Below are 25,368 nucleotides of genomic sequence, written 5' to 3'. Positions count from 1 at the left end.
GCTACATCGTGAATTTTCGGCCGAAGTAGCTCGCCCGGATTTTCCGAAAAATCGGGATGCAAAGTAGGCGAATATTTTCCGGATAACCAACACTTTGTCCGATTATTTTGAAAAAGGCCGTTATATTTTGCTTTTTTCTATGAAAAAAGGTAATTTTGAACCCGGATTTAAAGAAGATTCGACAGTGCTGATTCCCATTATAAAACAATATCTGGCCGCGCACAAGCGGTTGGTCGTGCCCCAGCTCGGTGCGTTCATCGTCAAGGAGCCGGAGCGGAGCGTCGTCTTTTCCGAGCTGCTCAAGCGTGACGACGGGGTCCTGCGGGGACTCCTGCGCGACGGCGGCACGGGCGATCTGGAGGCCGCCGGCGAGATCGCCCGCTTCGTTTTCGAAGTGCGCCATGCCGTCGAACACGGGCAGGAGTACCCGCTCGAGGGTTTCGGGGTGATGAACCCCGGCCCCAACGGCACCATCGCCTTTATCTATGACCCCGGCCCCGCGGCTCCGCTCCCCGACGGCGGGAAACCCGCCCGCCAGTCGCAGTTGGAACCCGGAAAACTGGCCGAAGCGGTCCGCACGGCCTTCGCCGAGCCGCATGTGTCGCCCTCCGCGAAGATGAATCCCGATCCTTCGGTGCGGGGCCTGCGCTACGGCAAGCCGCCCAAGACCACTGCCGCCTGCCGCTATGTCGACCGCCCTCCGCGGCGGCGTGCCGACTGGTTCATCTGGATAGCGATCGCCGCCGCCGTGATCGCCGCGGGCGCCATCGCCTTCGGCTACTGGCGCGACGCGAAGGAGAGGCAGGCCGAGGCGGAATACCTCGAAGTCCCGGCGGCGCAGACGGCCGCGGCCACGACTCCCGACGGGGCGTCACAACCCGAACAAAACGAATAAATGACAGACATCACGACCGTAAAACAGCGCTTCGGCATCATCGGCACCTCTCCGCTCCTCGACCGGGCGCTGGAGGTGGCCCTGCGTGTGGCTCCGACCGACCTGACGGTGCTCGTCACGGGCGAGAGCGGTGTGGGCAAGGAGTTCTTCCCGCAGGTCATCCATGCCTACTCGGCGCGCAAACACAATAAATATATAGCCGTCAACTGTGCGGCGATTCCCGAGGGTACGATCGACTCGGAGCTTTTCGGCCACGAGAAGGGCGCCTTTACCGGAGCCCTCGAAGCCCGCAAGGGCTATTTCGAGGAGGCCGACGGCGGCACTATCTTTCTGGACGAGGTGGCCGAGCTGCCCCATTCGACGCAGGCGCGCCTGCTGCGCGTATTGCAGACCGGCGAATTTATCCGTGTGGGTTCGTCGAAGGTGCAGAAGACCAACGTGCGGGTCGTGGCCGCCACGAATGTCAACTTGCAGGAAGCCATTGCCAAAGGGCGTTTCCGCGAGGACCTCTACTACCGTCTGGGCACGGTGCCGATCCTCGTGCCGTCGCTGCGCGACCGCCCCGAGGATATTCCGCTGTTGTTCCGCCGTTTCGCCGCCGATGTGGCCGTGCAGTCCCGCATGCCCGCCGTGACGCTCGACGACAGTGCCCGCGAGATGCTGATGCGCTATTACTGGCGGGGCAACATCCGCCAGTTGAAGAACGTCGCTGAGCAGATCTCGGCCATCGAGCAGACCCGGGTGATCTCCGCCGAGGTGCTGGCCAAATACCTGCCTCCGCAGGGCGGCGGTGCGCCGATGGCCGCCGGGACGCCGCATCCGGACGACATGACCACCGAGCGTGAACTGCTCTACAAGGTGCTGTTCGACATGCGCGCCGATATCAACGACCTCAAGCGGATGATGGCCGAACTGATTCAGGGCACGGGCCGCTGCCCGGAACCCGCCCGCGACATCAAGGCCCTGCTGCCGAGCGCGACGCAGAGCAGTTTCGTCCCGGCCGTGGTCCCGGCCGCTCCCGCTTATCCCTCCGCCCCGGTCTATGCCGAGAGCGAGGAGGTGACCGACGAGCCGCCCCGCGAGATGACCAAGGCCGACATGCAGCGCGAACAGATCGTGCGCGCGCTGAGGCGCAACAACGGCCGCCGCCGCGAAGCCGCCGCCGAACTATTTATGTCGGAGCGCACACTATACCGCAAGATAAAGGAGTTGGGTATAGAGGAAATTTAGCTTATGAAGATCAAACTTACGATAGCGGCGCTCTGCGCCGCATTGCTCACGGGCTGCGGCGTGGCCATCAAGTACTCGTTGTCGGGCGCTTCGATCCCGCCCGACGCCAAAACTTTCTCGGTGGCTTATTTCCCCAACAACGCGACGATGGTGTCGCCGATCCTGAGTTCGACGCTCACCGAGGCGCTGGTCGACATGTTCACGCGCCGCACGCGGCTGATGCAGGTCGACGAGGGCGGCGACTTCGCTTTCGAGGGCGAGATCGTCAACTACACGTCGACGACGGCCTCGGTGTCGAGCGACGACTACGCCCTGCTCAACCGCCTGACGATCACCGTCAAGGTGCGCTTCACGAACGCCCTCGACGAGAAGGCTTCGTGGAACAAGACCTTCACTGCCTACGAGGACTACGAATCGACCCAACTGCTGACCGAGGTCGAGGGGACGCTCATCCCGCAGATCGTCGACAAACTCGTGACCGACATCTTTCAGGCTTCGGCCTCCAACTGGTAATCCGGACATGGCTGACCTGAAAGCATACTTTGCCGCACCCCGCACTGCCGGACTGCCCTCCGCCGCCGAAGTTTCGGCGCTGGTCGGGGCCTGCCCGTGGTTCATTCCGGGGCGCATCCTGCTCGGGACTGTCACGGGCGAAGAGGACCCGCGGGCGGCGCTGATGGCTCCGTGGCGGGCCGAGAGTTCGCTGTGCATGCCTGCCGTCGATGCTTCGGCGCTGGGCAGGCTTTCGTCCGACGAAATCATCGACCGCTTCCTCGGGGAGGAGAACCTGCGCATCGTCGCTCAGGAGGGCGAACCCGAGGAGGAGGTGCTGACGCAGGCCCGGCTGGAGGAGGAGGACGAGGTGGTCTCCGAGGAACTGGCCGAAATCTATCTCGCCCAAGGGCTTCGGGACCGGGCCGTGGCGATTTATCGCAAATTAAGTTTGCTAAATCCCGAAAAAAGTGTTTACTTTGCCGAGCTAATTGGCAAAATAGATAACAATAATTAAAATTTAAGGATATGTTATACACGATTTGCATTGCCCTGATACTCGTTGCGAGCGTATTGGTGATCCTCGCGGTGTTGGTGCAGAACCCCAAGAGCGGCATGGCCGCCAACTTCGGCGCGTCGAACCAAGTCATGGGTGTGCGCGAGACGTCGAATTTCCTCGAGAAGTTCACTTGGACGATGGCCGTCGCCATCGTGGTGCTGAGCCTCGCGGCTACGCTGACCATGGACCGGGGACGCGTGATCGAGAGCAATACGAAGATTTCGAACGACGCCAAGGCACTGCAGGAGCGTGTGCTCGAGTCGGAGATTCCGGCCCCGATGCCGCAGGCCGAGATTCCGGCCGCCGAGCAGCCCGCCGCAGATCAATCGGCCGAGTAGTTTCCGCATCCCGCAAGGGACGGACGATAAAGAATGGGACCGTGGATTTTTCCACGGTCTTTTTTGGTGCCGTAACGGCACTTTCAGAAGGTCGGAAAGTTTTTACAGGGCCGGACGTTATTCGGTTTTGGTGTCGTAACGACACTTTTATCAGTCGGAACGTTTTGCCGAGCTGAACGTTATTCGATTTTGCGCCCTTTCGTCTTTTTGTTATCTTTGTGTATAATTACCAATAACACTTTGTCGATGAACAATAAATCGCTTTTGAAAAGCCTCACTGTGCTGTGTGCCCTTGCGGCGGTCGCCTGCGGCGGCGTTCAGCAGCCGGGGAGCGATGTGGCCGTCTACCTCGACGAGTCGCAGCCGCTTGAAAAACGGGTGGAGGACGCCCTCTCGCGCATGACCCTCGAAGAGAAGGTCGCCATCCTGCATGCGCAGTCCAAATTCTCCTCGGCGGGTGTTCCGCGTCTGGGTATCCCCGAGGTTTGGTGCACCGACGGCCCCCACGGTATCCGCCCCGAGGTGCTGTGGGACGAATGGGATCAGGCGGGCTGGACGAACGACTCCTGCACGGCATTCCCGGCCCTGACGTGCCTCGCCGCGACGTGGAATCCCGAGATGTCGGCCCTTTACGGGCAGTCCATCGGCGAGGAGGCCCGCTACCGCGAAAAGGACATCCTGCTGGGTCCCGGCGTGAACATCTACCGCACGCCGCTCAACGGCCGCAATTTCGAGTATATGGGCGAAGATCCGTTCCTTGCTTCGCGGATGGTGGTTCCCTATGTTCAGGAGGTGCAGAAAAACGGTGTCGCCGCCTGCGTCAAGCACTTCGCGCTGAACAATCAGGAGGAGCACCGCCACGGCATCGACGTCGAGGTCGACGACCGGACCCTCTACGAGATTTACCTTCCGGCCTTCAAGGCGGCTGTCGAGGAGGGCGGAGCTTGGGCCATCATGGGCTCCTATAATAAATACAAGGGCCAGCATTGCTGCCACAACCAATACCTGCTGAACGACATCCTCAAACGCGATTGGGCGTTCGACGGCGTGGTCGTTTCCGACTGGGGCGGTACGCACGACACGAAGCAGTCGGCCGAGAACGGCCTCGACATGGAGTTCGGCTCGTGGACCGACGGCCTGAGCTGGGGCGCGAGCAACGCCTATGACAACTACTATCTGGCGGCTCCCTACCTCGATATGCTGCGCAAGGGCGAGGCTTCGACGGCGACGCTCGACGACAAGGCGCGCCGGGTGCTTCGGCTGATCTTCCGCACGGCGATGAATTCGCAGAAGCCTTTCGGGTCGCTCAATTCGCCCGAACATCTGGCTGCCGCACGCCGCATTGCGGGCGAGGGCATGGTGCTGCTGAAGAACGACGGCGGGGTGCTGCCGATCGACCTCGGGAAAGCCCGGACGATTGCCGTCGTCGGTGAGAACGCCGTCAAGATGATGACCGTGGGCGGCGGTTCCTCGTCGCTCAAGGTGCGGCACGAATATACGCCGCTCGAGGGTATCCGTGCCGCCGTGGACGACAAGGCCGAGGTGATTTACGAGCGTGGTTATGTCGGTGACGTGACGGGCAACTACAACGGCGTGAAGACCGGTCAGGACCTGAGCGAGAGCCGTTCCGAGGAGCAGCTCATTGCCGATGCCGTGGCCGCGGCTCGCAAGGCCGACGCCGTGATCTTCGTCGGGGGATTGAACAAGAGCCAGCATCAGGACTGCGAGGGTTCCGACCGCCTGCAGTACGGCCTGCCGTATGCGCAGGACCGGGTGATCGAGGCATTGGCCGGGGCCAATCCCAATCTGGCGGTGGTGATCGTCTCGGGCAACGCCGTTGCGATGCCGTGGATCGACCGCGTTCCGGCCGTTTTGGAGGCTTGGTTCTCGGGCTCGGAGGCGGGCAATGCGCTGGCCGACGTGGTGTTCGGGGCTGTGAATCCCTCGGGCAAACTGCCCTTTACGTTCCCCGTGCGGCTGGAGGACAACAGCGCCCATGCGCTGGGCGAATACCCCGGCACGGACAAGGTCACCTATAATGAGGGCATCTTCGTGGGTTATCGCTGGCACGACAAGGAACAGCTCAAGCCGCTGTTCGCCTTCGGCCACGGCCTGAGCTATACGACGTTCGACATCGCCAACGTGAAGGCCGACCGTTCGACGCTTTCGGGCAAAGGCCGCATCCGTATCTCGGCTGATGTGACCAACACGGGTTCGCGTCCGGGTGCCGAGGTGGTGCAGCTCTATATCGGCGACGAGCAGTCGTCGCTGCCGCGCCCCGTGAAGGAACTGAAAGGGTTCCGGAAAATTTCGCTGAACCCCGGGCAGACGCAGACGGTGACGTTCGACATAACGCCCGATATGCTGCAATACTATGACGCCGCCAAGGGCGCGTGGGTTGCCGAACCGGGCACGTTTACGGCCTATGTTGGAGCCGCTTCGGACGATATCCGCGGCACGGCGGGATTCGAGCTGAAGTAACCTTTGAACTCTTGTAAAAGAAAAGTCCGCGACCCCGAGGGGCCGCGGACTTTGTCGTTATTCGGTCCAGATGTGGTAGAGCGCGTGACGCCTCAGGGGATGGCCGGGCGCCAGACCGGGGTGGTCGAACTCCCCGACGCACTCCATGCCGAGCTTCTTCATCACGTCCAGCGAACGCAGGTTGCCGACGTAGGTGAAAGCGATGAGCTCCGGGATGCCGAGTTTCGCGGCGTGTGCGATGCAGGCCCGGGCCGCTTCGGTGGCATAGCCCTGCCCCCAGACGTCGTAACGCAGGCGCCAGAGAATCTCAACCTGACCCTCCATGCCGCCGGAGTAGGTCACGCGGTGCAGTCCCACATAGCCCAGCCATTCGCCGTCGGAGAGGCGTTCCACGGCGTAAGGACCGAATCCTTCCGTCGAGAATTCGTCGCGGATGCGGTCGAACATCTCCCGGGATTCGGCATCCGTCAGCGGTGCGGGGAAAAACTCCATGACACGCTCGTCGGCGTTCATGGCGGCGAAAGCCGGCCGGTCTTCCTCCCGCCATGCGCGCAGTGCGAGGCGGGCCGTTTGGGATGGATAAAGCATAATTTATGTTTTGGGTATTTTGGACTGTTGCGGGGACGCGGAGCGGGTGGAAAGCGTGAAAAACTTTCGCCGCCCCTGAATCCGGCGTCTTGCGCTGATTATTCCGCCACCTCTTTTTTCGAACGTTTGCGCGAATTGATCGTCAGGTAGCGCTGCAAGGTCTGCTGCAACCGGACAGGGTCGATGTTCAGGCGGATTTCGCCGCCCTGCGCGATCGAGATGTCGCCCGTCTCCTCGGAGACGACCACGATGATGGCGTCCGAAATCTCGCTCATGCCGATCGCCGCGCGGTGGCGCGTGCCGAACGACTTGGGTACGTCGCTCTGCGTCACCGGGAGGATGCACTTGGCCGCCACGATCCGGTCGCCCTCGATCAGCACGGCGCCGTCGTGCAGGGGGGCGTTCTTGAAGAAAATGTTCTTCAGGAGCGACGTCGAAACCTTGGCGTCGAGGGCGATGCCGCCCTCGGCGATCAGCCGCAGGTCGCTCTGCTGTCCGATGACGATCAGGGCCCCGGTCTTGGTCTCCGACATTTCGCGGCAGGCCGTGACGATCGGCGCCACGTTGGTCTGCACGGTGTCCTCGCCCGTCGAGAAGATGCGCGAGATGAAGTTGAAATGCTTCTGGCGCATGCCGATCATCTGCAGGAACCGCCGCAGTTCGGGCTGGAAGACGATAATCAGCGCGATGGCTCCCACCGAGATCAACTGCCCGAGGATGGTCGACAACAACTCCATGTTCAGCGCCCGCACGACCACCCACAGCAGGTAGACGGCTATGATTCCCGAGAGGATATACGGCGCATTGGTGCCCTTGGTCATGCGGTATATCCAATACATGATGACGGCAACCAAGATGATGTCGATGAAATCGACGAATGTAAACGGAACGAATCCCATCGTTTGTCGGCGTTATTAATTAGTCGTTCGCAAAGGTACGAAAAAAATACCGACTTCCGCTTTGCGGGGAAGCCGGTATTTTAAGATTCCGCGGGGCGGGGTTATTTCTTCACGGCTTTCTTGTCCGCAGCATAGAGCTCATTGACCTTCGCCAGCACGGCGGGGGTGATGTTGAGCGTCGTGTCGGCATCGATGAGCGCCGTGGCGTTGATGATCAGTTTGTACTTCTTGTCGGCGTTGATATCCTGCACGGCACGCTGCAACAGGTCCTGAGCGCGGTTGGTGAACACATAGTTCTCCTCGTCGAGCGTCTGGGCCTCCTTCTGGGCGTTGGCCTGATAGGACTCGGCCTTCTTCTGAATATTCTCCTGCTGGGTCTGTGCGTCGCGCGAGGTGATGAGTCCCTTCTGGTACTTCTCCTGCAACTGTGCGGCCTCGGCCTGAAGTCCCTTTTCACGCTGTGCCCAGCTCTTCTGCGCCTTCTCGGTCTTCTCCTGAAGCGCTACGCCTTCGGTCTTGTAAAGGTCGCACTGTGCCAGCACGGCTTCGACCTGAACGTAAGCGATGTCGCTCGAAATAACCTGCTGTGCGACCGCTTCAGCCGCATCCCCGGTCTGCTCTGCGGTTTTCGTGCCGCAGGCCGCAAGGACGAGAGCCGCAGCCAGCGCCGGAAAGAGAGTTTTTTTCATGTCGTTTTTCTATTTGAAAAGTTAATTATTCCGCGTTTGAGTCACAAAGGTAAAAAAAAATCTTTACTTTTGCCCAACCCGCATTAAATTTTGATTTTCATGTACGAATACATCAAGGGCTCCGTTGCCGAAGTCGCTCCCGCTTATGCCGTTATCGACGCCGGCGGGGTAGGCTACTACCTCCATATTTCACTCGAAACCTATGCCGCCGTCGAGCATGCCGCCGAGGCCAAACTCTATGTGCACTACGTCGTGCGCGAGGATGCCCAGTTGCTCTACGGCTTCTCGACGAAGGTCGAGCGCGAGGTGTTCCGGCTGCTGATAAGCGTCTCGGGCGTGGGCGGCAATACGGCGCGCATGATCCTTTCGACCTACTCGCCGCGCGAGCTGCAGGGCATCATCACCTCGGGCAACGCCGTGCTGCTGAAAAATGTCAAGGGGCTGGGCCTGAAGACGGCGCAGAAGATCATCGTCGAGCTGAGCGGCAAGCTGGCCGTGCTGGGCACCGATGCGGCGGGCGATGCGCCCCTTGCCGGGGCTGACGGAGGCAGCTTCGACGAGGCTCTCGCCGCGCTGGTCATGCTGGGCTTCGCCCGCGCCACAGCCGAGAAGGTCCTGCGCGCCGTGATGCGCGAACTTCCCCGGGCTTCGGTCGAAGAGCTGATCCGTGCGGCCCTCAAGCGGCTGTAATATAAAAAGACCGAATGGTATACCAAACGGCTCTTTTTGCGGAAAGAGTCCCGGAATTTCCCCCCCCCTTGCTTTGGCAAATTATTTGTATTAACTTTGCACCGCCTAATCAAAATGTTTTGCCTCACCAATTTTTTGTGTCTATGGAAGGGATTCCTGTCGGATTTATTTTCATTCTCCTTGGTGTCGTTGCCGCCGGTATCGTGTTCACGATGCTCATTTACGCGTGGAAGCAGCGTAAATTGCAGCGTCTCAAAGACCCGCACAAGGATTATTACAGGCGCAGGGGATAGCCGGTGTTCCGGTTCCTTTGCTTTTTTTGTCCGCCGGCATGCCGGGCGGACGTTTTTTTTCGTTTCTTGTTCGTAAATCGGATTGTTTTATGTAAATTTGCACGATTATATGCCGATGAAACGACTTATCACCCTGTTGGGCTTGGCCCTGCCCGTGCTGCTGAGCGGTTGCTCCGACGAGAAGGACATCCTTCCCGAGCAGCGTCAGAAGATCGTCTCGTACCTCGAGAAGACTCACTCCCCTGCGCTCATCCCCGAGGCGTCGGTCGGTGAGGACGGGCAGTTGCCGTTCTACACCACGGCGGGCAGCACGGTCTACCGGTATATCGTCAATTATTACCGCCCCGACCGGGAGTCCAATCCGGAGGTTACGGCCGCGTCGAAAGTCACCATTACTTTCCGGGCCTACGTCTTCGGCTATTCGAACATCACGGATTCGACGTTCCCGTTCTACTCGAACGATCCGCTGCTGCTGAAGGCTTACGAGGACTTGGGGCTGACGCCCGGGGCTTGGTCGTTCGAACCGCTGACGCTCGATATGCGCGGCGACATACTAAAAGGGCTCCGGCATGCGTTACTTGGTTGTCGCGCGAAGGACGATGTCGAGGCATACATGACCTACAACGAGGCTTTCGGCGACAAATATTTCACGACGATTCCGCGGGAAAGCCCGGTCGCGTGGTATTTCAGGGTCGAATCCGTCGAATAATACAGAACCCGAAAAAAGAACCGTTTAACAAAATATGAAATTGATCACCCGTTTTCTGTACCTCCCGGCAGCCTGCATCGTGCTGCTGGCCTCCTGTGCCAAAGAGCAGACCGAGTCGTACGACAAGTTCGAGGACCAGGCCCTCGAGGCGTATATGACGCAGAAACATCCCGAACTGTTGGAGAATCTGCAGACCGACGGCGGTTATTATGTCGATATACTCGAGCCCGGCAAGGCCGACGCCAAACCGGTGAACGATACGATCTGCTGGGTGAAGTTCGATTTCTCGGGCCGCGACCTGAGCGGCAACATCGCCCTCACGCGCCGCGCCGCGGAAGCCTACCAGCTCGGGACCTTTACCAAATATACCCATTATGTACCTTATTACCGCTATTGCGGCGAGGCGAACGCTGGTCTGATCGAGGGTACCTATCTGGCCATGCGCAATACGTTGCATCTGGGAGAGGAGTATGCCCGCAACAAGGGAATCGACCGGGAGTATCTTCTGCGCGATGGCGACGTAGTGCGGCTCTATATGCCGTCGCGTGTCGTCGGTTCGGGCGGCATAAGCGGCGACGGCGGTTACGAGGGCCAGTATTCGCTCAGCGCCAAGCGTCCCCTTATCATGGAGATGGAGATTGTCGGCATCGACAAAAACCCGCTGGAGGCCGAAGGTTCGCTGGTCGACGCCTTTGCCAAAGAGAACGGCGGGATGGTGATGTTCACCAAGGACGGGGAAGACGGCAGCGAAAAGCGCCCGACCGATCCCGAGGACGGAAAGCACCCCTATAACCGTGCCGAACGGTGGGTTTCGGCCTGCGATACCGTGGCGCAGCTCTATGTCAATGTCAAGTACGATCCGGCCGAAACGGGGAAAGGAGATAAGTTCTCGTTCGATTTCAGCGATGCGGAGAGTAAGGTCAGCAACAAGCCTTATAATGTCGGTTTCGAGCCCTATAACGGCTCCGATCTGGAAAAAGAGATTTCCGAGGCGCTTGTAAAGCGTTTCCACGGCGAAGGCGACGACTACAAAGCCTATGAAGGCGTCGATAAACTCGAATCGGATTCGGTCGGACTCGACGGTACGGCCAAAATCTGGTATATCGGCCGTTTCCTCGACGGCTTCATTTTCGACACGAATATCGACGAAGTGAAGAAAATCATCTACGGAGAGGTTACCTCCGAGGGAGAGGCGCTCTCCTATACGCCGGAGGAAGGCGGCCTGATTACGGCTTTCTACTACACGGTCCCCAACCTGCGATACGGTCAGTGGGCGGCATTCGTCACCACTTCGACTAATGCCTACGGGACGAGCGGCAAGAGCGGCAGTTCGACCTCGTCGCCGTCGGGTAACGGCTATTCTTCGAACTATCTGGATTACCTGAACTACCTGAACTATTCGCAGATGTATTACGGCAACAGCGGCCTTTACGGCGGCTATTACGGCGATTACTACGGTTACGGCGGTCTGGGCGGCTATGGTTACGGCTACGGCTATTACGGCGACTACGGTTACAATTACGGTTCGACGGGCGAAACCTCGACCACGACGACCGTAACGACCGAGATTCCCTCTTTCGCGCCGCTGATTTTCCAGTTCTATATCGAACCGGCGGAGGATTGATCCGCGTGTCGCACAACGGTTTCGACCTACGAAAAACCCTGCTTCGGCGGGGTTTTTCTTTTGCCCCGGAATGCCTTTCGTCCTTTTTGCGGCGCGTTTCATTTTAATTCCACTTTTTCAGGCAGAAATTTTGCAATTACGCAAAATTGTACTAACTTAGTTGTGCAGAACTATCAACCAAAAATTCAAGGGATATGATTATCACATTTAACGAGTTGCGCCGTATCAAGGACAGGCTGCCCAGCGGCAGCTCGCAACGCATTGCAGATGAATTGGGAATCGATGTGGACACGGTCCGGAACTATTTCGGGGGCAAGCACGAGTCGAAAGAATGTGTCGGCGTGCACTTCGAACCGGGTCCGGATGGGGGCGTCGTCACGTTGGACGACACGACGATTCTCGACGTTGCAATGCGTATCCTGAGCGAGTAGTTGAGTTATAGCGATTAAGTCCGGCATCCGCCGGAGAAGGGCCTGCATCTTGCAGGCCTTTTTTGATTCTCACGGGTCCCTTTCGCCCTGCCTTGTCCGTCCCGGACGGGAAATACCTCTGTATGTCCCGTCCGGGCCGAACTGCGTTATGCCGAAATCTGCTCCGCGATAATTAAAAAACGGGTTTTAAATCTCCTACTCGATGCCGGCGGTGCGGGGAAGTGGTCCGCATTATCGCTTGCAGCGGAAAAAGAACGGTGCGAAGGCGGAGCGTTAAAAACGGGGCCGGTTTGCTTGCAAACCCGCGCAGGCGCCCGTTTTAGTGCAGCCGAGCGACGGTCCCGCGAAAGCGACATGCGGATGGTTTTGGGTACCTTTTGGCACCAAAAGGTACGAGCTTTCGCCCACCTAAGAGGTGGGTTTTAGGGCGCGATAGTATGCAGGAACGCTTCCCATCCGGTTCTGCGCTCCCGCCCCGCTTCTTAAGCGGGCGGGTGACAAAATGCCGTACAACAACCCGATGTATGGCATTTTTCTGCCATCGGGCTGACAATTTGGCAGGGATTGCCGATTGGTACGACCTTTGTTCAAATCTTGGGCGTAACCCGCGGCTGGAGTCCGGGAGGCTGGACCGGGGGTACGAAAAAGAAAATAAATAACAATTAAAACATATTTACGATTATGGCAAAGATTATTGGTATTGACTTAGGAACCACGAACTCCTGCGTAGCAGTGATGGAGGGCAGCGAGCCCGTTGTAATACCCAACTCCGAGGGACACCGCACGACCCCTTCCGTCGTGGCGTTCACGGCCGATGGCGAGCGTAAGGTCGGCGACCCGGCCAAGCGTCAGGCGATCACCAACCCCAAGCGCACGGTCTTCTCGATCAAGCGTTTCATGGGTGAGGCCTACGACAAGGTTTCGGCCGACATCGCGCGCGCTCCCTATACGATCGTCAAGGGCGACAACAACACCCCGCGTGTGGATATCGACGGACGGCAGTATACCCCGCAGGAGATTTCGGCCATCATTCTGCAGAAGATGAAGAAGACGGCCGAGGATTATCTGGGACAGGAGGTCTCGGAGGCCGTCATCACCGTCCCGGCCTACTTCTCCGACTCGCAGCGTCAGGCTACGAAGGAGGCGGGCGAGATCGCCGGCCTGAAGGTGCGCCGTATCATCAACGAGCCTACGGCCGCAGCGCTGGCCTACGGCATGGACAAGAAGTCGAGCGACATGAAGATCGCCGTGTATGACTTGGGCGGCGGTACGTTCGATATTTCGATCCTCGAGCTGGGCGACGGCGTTTTCGAGGTGAAATCGACCAACGGCGACACGCACCTCGGAGGTGACGACTTCGACCATGTGCTGATCGACTACATGGCCGAGGCGTTCAAGGCCGAGCACCAGATCGACCTGCGTCAGGACCCGATGGCCCTGCAGCGTCTGAAGGAGGCTGCCGAGAAAGCGAAGATCGAACTTTCCTCCTCGACCACCACGGAGATTAACCTGCCGTATATCATGCCCGTCAACGGCATTCCGCAGCACCTCGTGATGACGCTCACCCGCGCCAAGTTCGAGCAGTTGTGCGACCACCTGATCCGCAAGACCATCGAGCCTTGCAAACTGGCTCTGCGTGACGCGGGTCTGGAGGCTTCGCAGATCAACGAGGTGATTCTCGTGGGCGGTTCGACGCGTATCCCCGCGATCCAGAAGATCGTTGAGGAGTTCTTCGGCAAGACCCCGAACCGTTCGGTCAACCCCGACGAGGTCGTGGCCATCGGCGCCGCCATTCAGGGCGGTGTGCTCACGGGCGAGGTGAAGGACGTGCTGCTGCTGGACGTTACGCCGCTGTCGCTGGGTATCGAGACTCTGGGCGGTGTGATGACGAAGCTCATCGACGCCAACACGACGATCCCGACCCGCAAGTCGGAGACCTTCTCGACGGCTGCCGACAACCAGCCTTCGGTGGAGATCAACGTCTGCCAAGGCGAGCGTCCGCTGGCCCGCGACAACAAGTCGATCGGCCGCTTCCACCTCGACGGCATCCCCGCCGCACCGCGCGGCGTGCCGCAGATCGAGGTTACGTTCGACATCGACGCCAACGGCATCCTGAACGTCTCGGCCAAGGACAAGGGCACGGGCAAGGAGCAGAAGATCCGCATCGAGGCTTCTTCGGGCCTTACCGAGCAGGAGATCCAGCGGATGCGCGACGAGGCCAAGGCCAACGAGGAGAAGGACAAGGCCGAGAAGGAGCGTATCGACAAGATCAACGCTGCCGACTCGAACATCTTCTCGACCGAGAAGCAGCTCAGCGAGTACGGCGACAAACTGCCCGCCGACAAGAAGGCCGCCATCGAGACGGCGCTCGGCAAGCTGAAGGAGGCGCACAAGAACGCCGACGTGGCTGCCATCGACACCGCGATGACCGAGCTCAACGCCGCATGGCAGGCCGCTTCGCAGGACATCTACGCTGCCCAGCAGCAGGCTCAGGGCGCCCAGCAGCCCGGTGCCGACGCCGGCCAGCAGTCGCAGTCGAACGCCGGCGGCCAGCAGGGCGGCGACGGACAGCCTGAGGATGTGGAGTTCGAAGAGGTTAAGTAATTTTCGATTCTTGCGGACATATTTCGTCCTGCCTTGTTCACCCCGAATGGGAAATACGTTAGTATGACCCATCCGGGGTGAACTTGTGTTATGCCGAAATCTGTTCCGCGATAATCAAAAATAACGATTTCCGGATGGGAACTGCGTGTTTCAGTAAATTTCGTTATCTTCGCCAACAAAATTTGATTCCGATGGCTTGGGTTTATCTGATTTTCGCGGGTCTTTTCGAGATGGGGTGGCCGCTGGGCTTCAAGCTGGCAAGCCTCAATCCGCGCTACCATTTCCTTTTTCTGGTCCTTTCGGCCGTTTCGATGGGCGTCAGCGGCTGGCTGCTGTATATTGCGCAGAAAAGCATTCCGATGGGTACGGCCTATATGATCTGGACGGGCATCGGGGGCATGGGAACCGTGATCCTCGGCATCGTCTTTTTCCACGACGCCGTGACTTTCTGGCGGATGTTCTTTCTCTCGCTGGTTTTCATCGGCATCGTCGGCCTGAAGATGGTCCCCGCCTAAGAGGCGGGTTTTAGGGGCGATTGCAGGAATTGGCGTGTCAGGCCCTAATCTGCGCTCCCGCCCGCTTAAGAAGCGGGATTTAGGGGCGGCAGATGCACTGCCTGCTAATCATCCGGTTCTGCCCCCCCCCTGTTTAAGAGGCGGGCCTTTCGGCTCTCCACATCCCGTAGAGAATCAGCGCCGCGCCGGTCAGCGCTGCAAGGGTGATGCGCTCGCCGATGCAGAGCGCCGCGGTGACGATTGTCACCAACGGATTGAAGTAGATGTAGTTGGTCGTGCGCACGGCTCCCAGACGGTGCATCACGGCGTTCCAGAGCACATAGCAGAGCATCGAGGCGATGACCCCCAGAAACAGCAGGTTGCCCCAGACCACCGGACGCGCGAGTACCTCCCATTCCACCGCGAAGGGCCGGAAGGCAAAGACCGGGAGGATCGTCAATAACCCGTAGAAAAATACTTTCCGGGTGATGAAGATGGCGGGGTAGCGGCCTCCGATGCGCTTGATGACCAGCGAATAGACCATCCATAGCAACGCCGCCGACAGCGCCAGCATATCGCCCCGCGGCGATAGGTGCAGCACGAAATGGCCGTTGAGGACCACGAGCACCATCCCCGCGAAGGCCAGCGCCGATCCGGTGACCTGCCGCCGCGACATCCGTTCGCCGCGGTAGAAGAGGCTCATCGCCACGGCCGTCCATACGGGTGCCGTGCAGACGATCAGCGACACGTTCGAGGCCGGGGCATACTCCAGAGCGATGTTCTCGGTGAGGAAATAGAGCGATCCGCCGCTCAGTCCCGCCGCAGCCAGCAGCAGCTCGTCGCGCAGGTTCGCGGCCCACATGCGCCGTCGAGCGAAAGGCCAGATGCAGACGTAGGCTGTCGCGAACCGCAGCAGGAATATCTCCGCCGGGGTCAGCGAGTTGGCGATCAGCACTTTGGTCGAGACGAACGTCGCGCCCCACACCGTGACGGTGAACAGCGCCGCGAGGTGGTATTTGTATTCCGGATGTTTTGTCATGCGGTCCCAAAAATACGGATTTTTTGACATTTGCAAGCCGGTTTTCTCCCCTCGGAGCCGAATAATGGCTGAAGCCTTTCTTTCCGGCGGGGATTGCCGACAGAAAATCCGGCGTCGGCAGGACGCTGCAATGCGGGTCCGGCGGGACCTTTATGGCGATATTTTTGCATATTATCCCCAATTTCCTCCCGCCGAACCCGCGTTATTTAATTCTTTTTTTCTATCTTTGCGTGCTATTATGCGTAATGACAAGAATTACAACAAATAATAACAACTATTTTTCATTCAAATGCAAAGCAAAGGTTTCATTAAACTCATCGCGGTCCTGCTGGGCCTCGCATGCGTTTACCAGCTCTCGTTCACGTTTAAAACGCGTGGCGTAGAGAAGAAGGCGGCCGCGTATGCCGCGCAGTTCCCCCTCGACCAGCAGGCCGAGGCCGAACAGCACTACCTCGATTCGGTGCAGAACCTGCCGGTTTACAATCTGGGCTTCCGTAAGTTCACTTACAAGGAGTGCAAGGAGAAGGAGCTGAATCTGGGTCTCGACCTCAAGGGCGGTATGAACGTCATGCTGGAGGTGCAGGTCGAGGACGTCATCAAGGCGCTCGCCGGCGACAGCCAGAACGATCCCGCCTTCGTCGAGGCCGTTGCCGAGGCGAACGAGGCCATGAAGAAGGGCACGTCGAGCGACTATATTTCCGACTTCGTGAAGGCTTATTCGCGTCTGTCGAACGGCCGTTCCATCGCCGAGATCTTCGTGAGCCCCGACCGTAAGGACATCACGCTCGAGAGTTCGGACGCCGATGTCGAGAAGATCCTGAAGAAGGAGACCGAGGCCGCCATCAACGCGTCGTTCAACGTGTTGCGCAGCCGTATCGACCACTTCGGCGTTACGCAGCCCAACATCATGCGCCTTCCCAACTCGCACCGCATTCTGGTCGAGCTTCCGGGCGTGAAGGAGCCGCAGCGTGTCCGCGACCTGTTGCAGGGCACCGCTTCGCTGGAGTTCTGGACCACCTATGATGCCAACGAGGTGCTGCCGACGCTGGTTGCCGCCGACAAGCTCATCAAGGCCGAAATGGAGCAGGCCCCCGTTGTTGCGGAGCCTGAAACCGCTTCCGCCGAGGCTGCCGCCGCTGCCGAAACTGCCGCTGCCGAGACCGGTGACCTGATCGCCGAGGTCGGTGCCGCCGATTCGACCGCCACGGCCGAGGCTGCCCATACGGGCCGTTACGACCGCAAGCAGAACCCGCTCTTTGCCGTTCTCGATCCGGGCTTTGCCGGAGGTGCCGCCATCGGTGCCGCCTACAAGGCCGACATGGCTGCCGTGAACGAATACCTCGCCCAGCCCGCCGTGCGCGAGTTGTTCCCCGCCGACATCCTGTTCAAGTGGGGCGTCAAGGGCGACGACAAGATCGACGGCCGCTTCTACCTCTATGCCATCCGGGTTTCGACCCCCGACGGCAAGGCTCCGCTCGACGGTTCGGTTGTTACCGAGGCTACCGAGCAGTACGCCCAGCGCGGCGCTACGGCCGAGGTTTCGATGACCATGAACGCCGAGGGCACCTCGGAGTGGGCGCGCATGACGGGCGAGAACATCGGCAAATGCATCGCCATCGTCCTCGACGGTTACGTCTATTCGGCTCCCCGCGTCAATTCGAAGATCGACAAGGGCCAGTCGCAGATCACCGGCGACTTCACCATTCAGGAGGCCAAGGACCTTGCCAACGTGCTCAACTCGGGTAAGGTTCCCGCTCCCGCCAAGATCATTCAGGATACGGTCGTAGGTCCTTCGCTGGGACAGGAGTCGATCAATGCCGGTATGATCTCGTTCGTGCTGGCCTTCATCCTCGTCCTGCTCTACATGGGGCTGTTCTACAAGACTGCGGGCTGGATGGCCGACATCGCGCTGCTTACCAATGTCTTCCTGCTGATGGGCGTTCTGGTGTCGTTCGGCGCCGTGCTGACCCTTCCGGGTATTGCGGGTATCGTGCTGACGATGGGTATGGCCGTCGATGCGAACGTCATCATCTACGAACGTATCAAGGAGGAGCTCCGCGGCGGCAAGGGCCTTGGTCTGGCCATCAAGGACGGTTTCTCGAAAGCCTACTCGGCCATCATCGACGGCCAGCTGACCACCATCATCACGGGTATCGTCCTCTTTATTTTCGGTACGGGTCCGGTACAGGGCTTCGCCACGACGCTGATCATCGGTATCATCACCTCGGTCTTCTGCGCCATCTTCATTACGCGCCTCCTGATCGAGTGGGTTGTCGGTAAGTGGGGCAGCATCTCTTTCTCGTACAAGTGGTCGGAGAATTTCCTGAACAACACGCATGTCGATTTTATCCGTATGCGTAAAATTGCCTATATGATCACCGGTGCCCTGATGGTTCTTTCGTGCGTGTCGTTCTTCGCCCGCGGCCTGAACCTCGGTGCCGAGTTCACCGGCGGTCGCGCCTATGTGATCCGTTTCGACAAACCGGTTTCGGCCGAAGAGGTGCGTGCCAATGTGGAGGAGACCTTCTCGCAGATCGCCGGTGCCGACGCCTCGTCGATTAGTTTCGAGGTGAAGCAGTACGGTAATGAGAACCAGATGCGTATCGTGACGCAGTATCGTTACGACGACACGTCGGACGAGGCTACGGACGAGGTCGAACAGATCATCTACGACGCGCTGAAATCGCTTTACTCGTATGACATCACCTTCGAGCAGTTCCGCAATACGCAGACCGACGAGAACGGTATCCTGACGGCCGACAAGATCGGCCCCTCGATTGCCAAGGACATGACTTGGAATGCCATCTACTCGGTGCTTTTCTCACTCATCGCCATCGGTCTCTACATCACCTTCCGTTTCAAGCGCTGGCAGTGGGCTACGGGTGCCACGGCGGCATTGGCTTTCAACGCCCTGCTGATTATCGGTATCTTCTCGATGTTCTACGGTCTGCTGCCCTTCAACCTCGAGGTCAATCAGGCGTTCATCGCGGCGATCCTGACGATCATCGGTTATGCCATCAACGACACCGTGGTGGTCTTCGACCGTATCCGCGAGTTCTTGGGCCTCTATCCCAAACGCAACCTGAAGGAGAACGTGAACAACGCCATCAACTCGACGCTGTCGCGTACGATCAACACCTCGGGTACGACGCTCGTGACGCTGCTGGCTATCTTCTTCTTCGGCGGCGAGACGATCCGCGGCTTCATCTTCGCGCTGATCATCGGCGTGGTCGTAGGTACGGCTGCCACGATCTTCATCGCTACGCCGCTCGCTTACGACCTGATGGCCAAGCGTGCCAAGATCGACGAGGAGAAATAATCCGCAAAGCTAATTTCTTTGAAAAGGACTGTCCGACTTTGGGGCGGTCCTTTTTTTGCACGCTGTCGGCTGTGCCCTGCAATGGCCAAATAAATTTGGCATTGCGCGCGGCTTGTATTATCTTTGCGTAGAGAATCTATCCGCACTATGGAAAATTTGCTGAAATGGATGCACCGCTATGTGTCGCCGGTTTTTCTGGCGCTGCTGGTCGCGTCGTTCATCCTGTGGTATATCGCCAAGCTGAGCTACACATATACCGCCGAACAGACCGTGAAGGTGAGTGTCGACGGACAGCCTTTCGAGGTCACATGCGTGGTCGAGGGTGTCGGCACGAACCTCTTCGGCTACCGGGTCTACATGAACAAGACGCTGCGCATCCCGCTCACGGACCTTAAGACGAAGCGGTCGCACGAGGAGGGACACGAAGGCAAGCTCATCATCGACCCGCAGTCGTTGCAGAATGCCCTTGCTCCGCGTTTCAGCGATATCAAGATTATCTCCGTCGGCGACATTCCCGAAATCAACGTCCCTGAAAATCCATGATGAAGGTCGGAATTACGGGAGGCATCGGCAGCGGCAAAAGTGCGGTTTGCCGCCTTTTCGCACAGCGGGGTGTTGCGGTCTACGACTCCGATGCCGAAGCCAAGCGGCTGATGGCGGAGAACCCGGAATTACGGACGGCTATTTCGGCCCGTTTCGGCGCCGAAGCCTATGCCGACGGTGCCCTGAACCGCTCTTATCTCGCCGGAAAGGTCTTTTCCGACCCGGCGGCTCTGGCCGACCTGAACGCATTGGTCCATCCGGCCGTCCTTGCGGATTTCGCCGCATGGGCCGAACGGCAGGAGGGGAGTTATGTGATTTTCGAAAGCGCTATCCTTTTCGACGCGGGACTGGAGGATTCGGTCGATCGGACCGTCGCTGTCCTCGCACCGCTGGAACTGCGTCTCGAACGCACCTGCCGCCGCGACAAGTGCGATCCCGAAGCGGTCCGCCGCCGCATCGCCGTGCAGTTGGACGACGACGCGCTGAGCGAGAAAGCCGATTATGTCGTGATCAATATTTTCGAGGAGGACCTCGAACTTGCCGTTTTGAAACTCGACCGAATTTTCAGCCATGAAGCCCGTATCGATTGACCTTTCCGCGCCGCAGGTGATGGCGATCCTGAACGTCACGCCCGATTCGTTCTACGCCGGCAGCCGCATGCCCGATGCCGGGGCTGTCGAACGGCATGTCCGGGAGGCCGTGGCCGAGGGTGCGCATCTGATCGATGTGGGGGGCTACTCCTCGCGCCCCGGTGCCGACGAGGTCCCTGCCGACGAGGAGTGGCGGCGTGTGGCGCTGGGCGTAGAGGCCGTGCGGCGGCTGGCTCCCGGTGTGACGGTCTCGGTCGACACGTTCCGCAGCGAGGTGGCTGCAAAGGCCATCGAGACGTTCGGTCCGCTCATTATCAACGACATTTCCGCCGGGGAACTCGACCCCGCGATGCTCTCCGTCGCCGCGAAATACGACGTTCCCTACATCGCCATGCACATGAAGGGCGATCCCCGCACGATGCAGTCGCAGACCGACTCCCGGCGCGACATCACCACCGAGGTCGTGGACTATTTCCGCATGCGCGCCGAGGCGATGCTTGCGGCGGGCATCCGGCCCGGGAACATCATCCTCGACCCCGGCTTCGGCTTCGCCAAGACCACGGAGCAGAATTACGAACTGCTGGCGGGCCTGCACCGCCTCTGCGAACTGGGCTATCCCGTACTGGCGGGCCTTTCGCGCAAGTCGATGATCTATAAGGTCCTCGACGCGACGCCCGCCGAATCCTTGGCCGGAACCGTCGCGCTGGGGTGGGAGTGCCTGCGGCAGGGTGCGGCGATCCTGCGCGTCCACGACGTGCGGGAAGCCGTCGATACGGTCCAATTGTTTAATATGTTCCGCCAATGATACGAGTTACCGACATACACAAGAGTTTCGGCACGCTCGAAGTGCTGAAAGGCGTTTCGCTCGACGTGGCGCAGGGCGAGGTGGTCTCCATCGTGGGGGCCAGCGGTGCCGGGAAGACCACGCTGCTGCAAATTATGGGAACCCTTTCGCGCCCCGACAGCGGACGTGTGGAGATCGGCGGTGAGGATGTCTCGTCGCTGGGCGACAAGGCCCTGTCGAAATTCCGCAACGAGCGCATCGGCTTCGTCTTCCAGTTCCACCACCTGCTCGCGGAGTTCACGGCTTTCGAGAATGTCTGCATCCCGGGGCTGATCGGCCGCCGCCCCCGCGCCGAGGTCGAACGCCGTGCCGCCGAACTGCTCGGCATGATGGACCTCACGGCACGCCGCGACCACAAACCCGGACAGCTTTCGGGCGGCGAGCAGCAGCGCGTGGCCATCGCCCGGGCGCTGGTCAATTCCCCAGCCGTACTACTGGCCGACGAACCTTCGGGCAACCTCGATTCGCACAACCGCGACGAGATCCACCGCCTGTTTTTCGAATTGCGTGAGAAATTGGGCCAGACCATCGTCATCGTGACCCACGACGAGAACCTCGCCGCGATGGCCGACCGGAAGATCACCATGTCCGATGGAACGATTCTCTGACGACGACCTGCGGGAGCTGCTGGAAGCTCTGCACGACAAATACAACCGTCCCGAATTTATCCCCGACGACCCGATTTCGGTGCCGCACCGCTATACGGAGCGTGCCGACCGGGAGATCGCGGGCTTCTTCTCCGCCACCATCGCGTGGGGCAACCGCAAAGCCATCGTCAGCAGCGGCCACCGCATGATGCACTTCATGGACGACGCCCCGGCCGATTTCGTCCGCAACGCCTCGGAACGCGAACTGGCGCTGCTCTCCTCCTATGTCCACCGGACTTTCAACGGGCAGGACCTGCGCGATTTCGTGCTGGCCCTGCGGCGCATGGAGGAGTGCCACGGGGGCATCGGCAATTTCTTCGAAGAGCGTTACGAGGTCACGCAAAGCATGCCTGCGGTGCTGGCCGACTTCCGGCGTGCGTTTTTCGCCGGGGACCATGCTCCGCGGTGCGAGAAACACCTCTCGTCGATCGAGAAGGGCGCGGCCTGCAAACGGCTCTGCATGTATCTGCGGTGGATGGTGCGCCGCGACGACCGGGGTGTCGATTTCGGCGCGTGGGAGCGCATCCCCATGTCGGCCCTCTATCTGCCGCTGGACGTCCATGTCGGCAATATGGGGCGTGCGCTGGGACTGCTGACCCGCCGCCAGAACGACTGGCGCGCCGTGGAGGAGATCACCGCCGCGCTCCGCACGTTCGATGCGGCCGACCCCGTGCGGTACGATTTCTCGTTATTCGGGGCCGGGATCGATAACTATTTAAGGAATAATGAATACTCCGCATAAATCCCGCTTCTTAAGCGGGTTCCGGTTTAAACAATTCTCCATCCGTCAGGACCGCTGCCCGATGAAGGTCGGCACCGACGGCGTCCTGCTGGGGGCATGGGCCGGCGTGCGGCCCTCCGACCGGCGGATGCTCGACATCGGCACCGGCACGGGGCTGATCGCCCTGATGCTGGCCCAGCGGGCCCCGAAGGCATCCGTTATAGGTGTCGATATCGACGATGTCGTGCAGGCCCGTGAGAATGCCGACGCCTCGCCGTGGGGTGATAGGGTAGCCTTCGAACGGTGTGCGGTGCAGGAGTTTTCGACGCCGGAGCTGTTCGATCTGATCGTCTCGAACCCGCCTTTTTTCGTCGATTCGCTCACCTGTCCCGACGAGGGGCGCACCGCCGCGCGCCATGCCGTGCACCTGCCTTTCGACGAACTGCGCGATGCCGTCCTCCGCCTGCTGGCCCCTGCGGGCCGCTTCGCCGTGATCCTTCCCACGTCCGAGGCCGCACGGTTTCTCACAGTCTGCGCCGGGCGGCTGGCCCTCACGCGCCGCACCGACGTGCGCACCACGCTCCGCCATCCGGCCAAACGGGCGCTGATGGAGTTCTCCCGGGCGGATGCGGCCGCGACCGCACCCGAAATCTCGGAACTGGTCGTCGGCACGGGCGAACACGAGTGCTATACCCCCGAATACCGCACCCTGACCCGCGATTTTTACCTGAAATTTTGACGGCTCACGAAAAAAAGTTACATTTGTCGAACTGCAATAAAAAGACTCGGACTATGAAACTCAGACTTTTGGCATTTGCCCTGCTGCTCACGGGCGGCATTTCGGCACAGAACCCATACATCGCCCTGCAAGGCGCGAACGAGACCGCTTCGGGCGTCACGATCGCCCAGCCCCGCACGATCCTCGCCGTGGATGTCACGGTCGAGCGCGACCTGACCCTCACGGGACCCTATGCGCGTTATGCCCAGAAATACCTCGGCGTGCGCGCCCCGCTTGCCGACAAGACGACGTGGAGCATCACCGGGGCGCAGATCGCCCTGTTGGACCGCGATACCTACCTCAATGCCGCGGCTCCCGTGCCCGCTTCGACGCGCACCTATACCCACGCCTCCTCCGACGAGGAGTTCGCGCGCCTGCAGCCCGACAAGACCGACATGACGACTCCCGCGCTGGAGGATGCCGCGCGTGCCGCCGCCAACCAAATTTTCTCGCTGCGCCGCCACCGCATCGAACTCATCACGGGCGAGGCCGGTGAGAATGTCTTCGGCGAGGGCCTCCGGGCCGCTCTGGCCGAGATCGACCGCATGGAGCAGAGCTATCTGGAGCTGTTCCTCGGCAAGCGCACCGTTTCGACCCAGACCCGCCGCTATGTGGTCTATCCGCAGGCCGACAAGAAACAATATATCGTCTGCCGCTTCAGCCCGGCCGCCGGACTGCTTCCTGACAGCGACCTTTCGGGCGACATCGTGCTGTTGCAGATCGAGCCTTCGGGCAATACGAAGTGCGATCTCGAAGCCGGTCCGAAGGAGACTTCGGTCGTGGCCTGCCGTGTCGCCGATCCTTCGACCTGTACCGTCCTCGCGGGCGGCCGCGAATATGCCCGTGCCGTGCTTCCCGTCTTTGAATTCGGCCGCACGATCAACGTCGCCCTGCCGCGCCGCAAATAATCTGTCCCGAATATGGATTTCACCTCCCGAATGGCCGCGCTGCTCGGGGCTTTCCGACGTGAGCGCAACGGCGCCGTGGCCGATTCGATGCGCTTCTACGGCAAGCCCTACGGCCTGAACTACGGCGTGAGCCTCCCGACGCTCCGCACGCTGGCGCGTGCCGAGGGCACCGATCACGCATTTGCCCGATACCTTTATCAGCAGGATGTCCGCTGTCTGCGCCTTGCGGCATTCCACATCGCCGATCCCGCACTCCTTACGCCCTCCGAATTCGCTTTCTGGGGCGACGGACTGCTCAATTCCGAGATGGCCGAGGAGGTCGCTTTCGCCCTCCTGAGCCGTTCGGAATCCTTTCCCGCGCTCTTCGAAGCGTGGACCACGCCGGACGCTTCCTGCCTCCGGCAGTATGCCGTCCTGATGGCCGCCGCCCGTGCCCCGCATCCGTCGCCGGAGTGGATCGCCCCAAATGAACAAGTAAAAGAACACACAATGCTTGCGCAGGGGGCCGTGGCGCTGCTGGTCGCCGTGGGGGCCCTGAACGATGAAAACCGGCAGGCGGTACTCCGCGCAGCCGGTTCGCTGGAGCCGTCCCCTGCCGCGGAGTATCTCCGCGGGGAGCTGGCTTGGCGTCTGGAGCCCTAAAGCAGTATGTGTTCGCGCTTCTCGAGTTCGTTGAGCACGTTCACCAGATGCTCGTAGTCCACCCGTCCGCTCTCGCGCCACAGCACCTCCCCGCGGCGGAAGAACATCAGTGTCGGCACCGACATGATGTTGTAGCGCCGCACGATTTCGATCAGGTCGGGGTCCTCGATGTCTGCCCGGTAAACATCCGCGCGGCCGTTCATCTCTTTTTGAAATTTGTCGATCACGGGGTGCATCGCCCGGCACGGCCCGCACCAGACGGCGAAGAAATCCACGAACGTCAGTGCATCCCGCCAGATGATCTTGTCGAAGTCTTTCATA

The 25,368-nt window shown here is 60.0% G+C and carries 27 protein-coding genes; 22 read left to right on the top strand and 5 right to left on the bottom strand.

The window, feature by feature from the left end; all coding sequences use genetic code 11:
• Positions 1-184: 184 nt before the first annotated feature.
• From BN5935_RS14240 to BN5935_RS14215, 6 genes are all read left to right on the top strand, one after another.
• Entirely contained in the window at positions 185-895 is a 711-nt protein-coding gene (locus BN5935_RS14240) for a hypothetical protein (protein ID WP_064976982.1), read from the top strand.
• Positions 896-2,125, top strand: a complete 1,230-nt coding sequence (locus BN5935_RS14235) for a sigma-54 interaction domain-containing protein (protein WP_064976684.1) — start codon at positions 896-898, stop codon at positions 2,123-2,125. It abuts the gene before it with no gap.
• Positions 2,126-2,128: 3 nt separating this feature from the next.
• Complete coding sequence (locus tag BN5935_RS14230; protein WP_064976683.1) at positions 2,129-2,638, top strand: LptE family protein; 510 nt, start codon at positions 2,129-2,131, stop codon at positions 2,636-2,638.
• Between the two features lie 7 nt (positions 2,639-2,645).
• Positions 2,646-3,134 carry a hypothetical protein gene (locus tag BN5935_RS14225; protein ID WP_064976682.1) on the top strand — a complete coding sequence of 163 codons (489 nt, stop codon included), beginning with the start codon at positions 2,646-2,648 and terminating at the stop codon, positions 3,132-3,134.
• 11 nt (positions 3,135-3,145) lie between these two features.
• A complete protein-coding gene (gene secG, locus BN5935_RS14220; protein ID WP_064976681.1) occupies positions 3,146-3,514 on the top strand; it encodes a preprotein translocase subunit SecG in 369 nt (122 codons plus the stop codon).
• A 246-nt stretch (positions 3,515-3,760) separates the two neighbouring features.
• Positions 3,761-5,995, top strand: a complete 2,235-nt coding sequence (locus tag BN5935_RS14215; protein WP_064976680.1) for a glycoside hydrolase family 3 C-terminal domain-containing protein — start codon at positions 3,761-3,763, stop codon at positions 5,993-5,995.
• A gap of 57 nt (positions 5,996-6,052) precedes the next feature.
• On the opposite strand, the gene BN5935_RS14210 is transcribed toward BN5935_RS14215, so the two are convergent.
• The 3 genes from BN5935_RS14210 to BN5935_RS14200 form a co-directional block, all read right to left on the bottom strand.
• Positions 6,053-6,583 carry a GNAT family N-acetyltransferase gene (locus BN5935_RS14210; protein WP_064976679.1) on the bottom strand — a complete coding sequence of 177 codons (531 nt, stop codon included), beginning with the start codon at positions 6,581-6,583 and terminating at the stop codon, positions 6,053-6,055.
• Positions 6,584-6,681: 98 nt separating this feature from the next.
• Positions 6,682-7,482, bottom strand: coding sequence for a diadenylate cyclase CdaA (cdaA, locus tag BN5935_RS14205; protein ID WP_064976678.1), 801 nt, complete (start codon positions 7,480-7,482; stop codon positions 6,682-6,684).
• A gap of 101 nt (positions 7,483-7,583) precedes the next feature.
• On the bottom strand, positions 7,584-8,171 hold the full coding sequence (locus tag BN5935_RS14200) for an OmpH/Skp family outer membrane protein (protein WP_064976677.1): 588 nt from the start codon (positions 8,169-8,171) through the stop codon (positions 7,584-7,586).
• Between the two features lie 99 nt (positions 8,172-8,270).
• Between BN5935_RS14200 and ruvA the strand changes: the two genes are divergently transcribed.
• From ruvA to BN5935_RS14165, 7 genes are all read left to right on the top strand, one after another.
• On the top strand, positions 8,271-8,861 hold the full coding sequence (ruvA, locus tag BN5935_RS14195; protein WP_064976981.1) for a Holliday junction branch migration protein RuvA: 591 nt from the start codon (positions 8,271-8,273) through the stop codon (positions 8,859-8,861).
• Positions 8,862-8,875: 14 nt separating this feature from the next.
• Positions 8,876-9,154, top strand: a complete 279-nt coding sequence (locus tag BN5935_RS14190; protein ID WP_064976676.1) for a hypothetical protein — start codon at positions 8,876-8,878, stop codon at positions 9,152-9,154.
• 115 nt (positions 9,155-9,269) lie between these two features.
• Positions 9,270-9,863 (top strand): hypothetical protein, encoded by a 594-nt coding sequence (locus BN5935_RS14185; protein ID WP_064976980.1) that lies wholly within the window; start codon positions 9,270-9,272, stop codon positions 9,861-9,863.
• 34 nt (positions 9,864-9,897) lie between these two features.
• Positions 9,898-11,487 (top strand): hypothetical protein, encoded by a 1,590-nt coding sequence (locus BN5935_RS14180; protein ID WP_064976675.1) that lies wholly within the window; start codon positions 9,898-9,900, stop codon positions 11,485-11,487.
• 194 nt (positions 11,488-11,681) lie between these two features.
• A complete protein-coding gene (locus BN5935_RS14175; protein ID WP_010260803.1) occupies positions 11,682-11,918 on the top strand; it encodes a hypothetical protein in 237 nt (78 codons plus the stop codon).
• Positions 11,919-12,599: 681 nt separating this feature from the next.
• On the top strand, positions 12,600-14,522 hold the full coding sequence (gene dnaK, locus BN5935_RS14170) for a molecular chaperone DnaK (RefSeq protein WP_064976674.1): 1,923 nt from the start codon (positions 12,600-12,602) through the stop codon (positions 14,520-14,522).
• A gap of 191 nt (positions 14,523-14,713) precedes the next feature.
• Positions 14,714-15,037 carry a DMT family transporter gene (locus BN5935_RS14165; protein ID WP_064976673.1) on the top strand — a complete coding sequence of 108 codons (324 nt, stop codon included), beginning with the start codon at positions 14,714-14,716 and terminating at the stop codon, positions 15,035-15,037.
• Between the two features lie 133 nt (positions 15,038-15,170).
• On the opposite strand, the gene BN5935_RS14160 is transcribed toward BN5935_RS14165, so the two are convergent.
• Positions 15,171-16,055, bottom strand: coding sequence for a DMT family transporter (locus tag BN5935_RS14160; RefSeq protein ID WP_064976672.1), 885 nt, complete (start codon positions 16,053-16,055; stop codon positions 15,171-15,173).
• Positions 16,056-16,344: 289 nt separating this feature from the next.
• Between BN5935_RS14160 and secDF the strand changes: the two genes are divergently transcribed.
• The 9 genes from secDF to BN5935_RS14115 all read left to right on the top strand — a co-directional run bounded on the left by secDF (position 16,345) and on the right by BN5935_RS14115 (position 25,047).
• Positions 16,345-19,374, top strand: coding sequence for a protein translocase subunit SecDF (gene secDF, locus BN5935_RS14155; protein WP_064976671.1), 3,030 nt, complete (start codon positions 16,345-16,347; stop codon positions 19,372-19,374).
• A gap of 147 nt (positions 19,375-19,521) precedes the next feature.
• Positions 19,522-19,917 carry a hypothetical protein gene (locus tag BN5935_RS14150; RefSeq protein WP_064976670.1) on the top strand — a complete coding sequence of 132 codons (396 nt, stop codon included), beginning with the start codon at positions 19,522-19,524 and terminating at the stop codon, positions 19,915-19,917.
• Positions 19,917-20,507, top strand: a complete 591-nt coding sequence (coaE, locus tag BN5935_RS14145; protein WP_064976979.1) for a dephospho-CoA kinase — start codon at positions 19,917-19,919, stop codon at positions 20,505-20,507. The genes BN5935_RS14150 and coaE overlap by 1 nt, the downstream gene beginning before the upstream one ends.
• Positions 20,488-21,312 carry a dihydropteroate synthase gene (folP, locus tag BN5935_RS14140; RefSeq protein ID WP_064976669.1) on the top strand — a complete coding sequence of 275 codons (825 nt, stop codon included), beginning with the start codon at positions 20,488-20,490 and terminating at the stop codon, positions 21,310-21,312. The genes coaE and folP overlap by 20 nt, the downstream gene beginning before the upstream one ends.
• Entirely contained in the window at positions 21,309-21,959 is a 651-nt protein-coding gene (locus BN5935_RS14135; protein ID WP_064976668.1) for an ABC transporter ATP-binding protein, read from the top strand. The genes folP and BN5935_RS14135 overlap by 4 nt, the downstream gene beginning before the upstream one ends.
• Positions 21,943-22,740: a TIGR02757 family protein gene (locus BN5935_RS14130; protein ID WP_064976667.1), complete on the top strand. Its 798-nt coding sequence runs from the start codon at positions 21,943-21,945 to the stop codon at positions 22,738-22,740. The genes BN5935_RS14135 and BN5935_RS14130 overlap by 17 nt, the downstream gene beginning before the upstream one ends.
• A gap of 61 nt (positions 22,741-22,801) precedes the next feature.
• Entirely contained in the window at positions 22,802-23,458 is a 657-nt protein-coding gene (locus BN5935_RS14125) for a tRNA1(Val) (adenine(37)-N6)-methyltransferase (protein WP_082944164.1), read from the top strand.
• A gap of 53 nt (positions 23,459-23,511) precedes the next feature.
• Positions 23,512-24,405, top strand: a complete 894-nt coding sequence (locus BN5935_RS14120; RefSeq protein WP_064976665.1) for a DUF4831 family protein — start codon at positions 23,512-23,514, stop codon at positions 24,403-24,405.
• A gap of 12 nt (positions 24,406-24,417) precedes the next feature.
• Positions 24,418-25,047, top strand: coding sequence for a DNA alkylation repair protein (locus BN5935_RS14115; protein WP_064976664.1), 630 nt, complete (start codon positions 24,418-24,420; stop codon positions 25,045-25,047).
• Here the strand turns inward: BN5935_RS14115 and BN5935_RS14110 are convergent.
• Complete coding sequence (locus tag BN5935_RS14110; RefSeq protein ID WP_064976663.1) at positions 25,044-25,367, bottom strand: thioredoxin family protein; 324 nt, start codon at positions 25,365-25,367, stop codon at positions 25,044-25,046. The two genes, BN5935_RS14115 and BN5935_RS14110, sit on opposite strands and share 4 nt — an antisense overlap.
• Position 25,368 lies beyond the last annotated feature (1 nt).

This window comes from Alistipes provencensis, from assembly GCF_900083545.1.
Lineage (GTDB): Bacteria > Bacteroidota > Bacteroidia > Bacteroidales > Rikenellaceae > Alistipes > Alistipes provencensis.
Note: the sequence above shows the minus strand (reverse complement) of the source record. Positions and strands in the feature narration are given on the sequence as shown.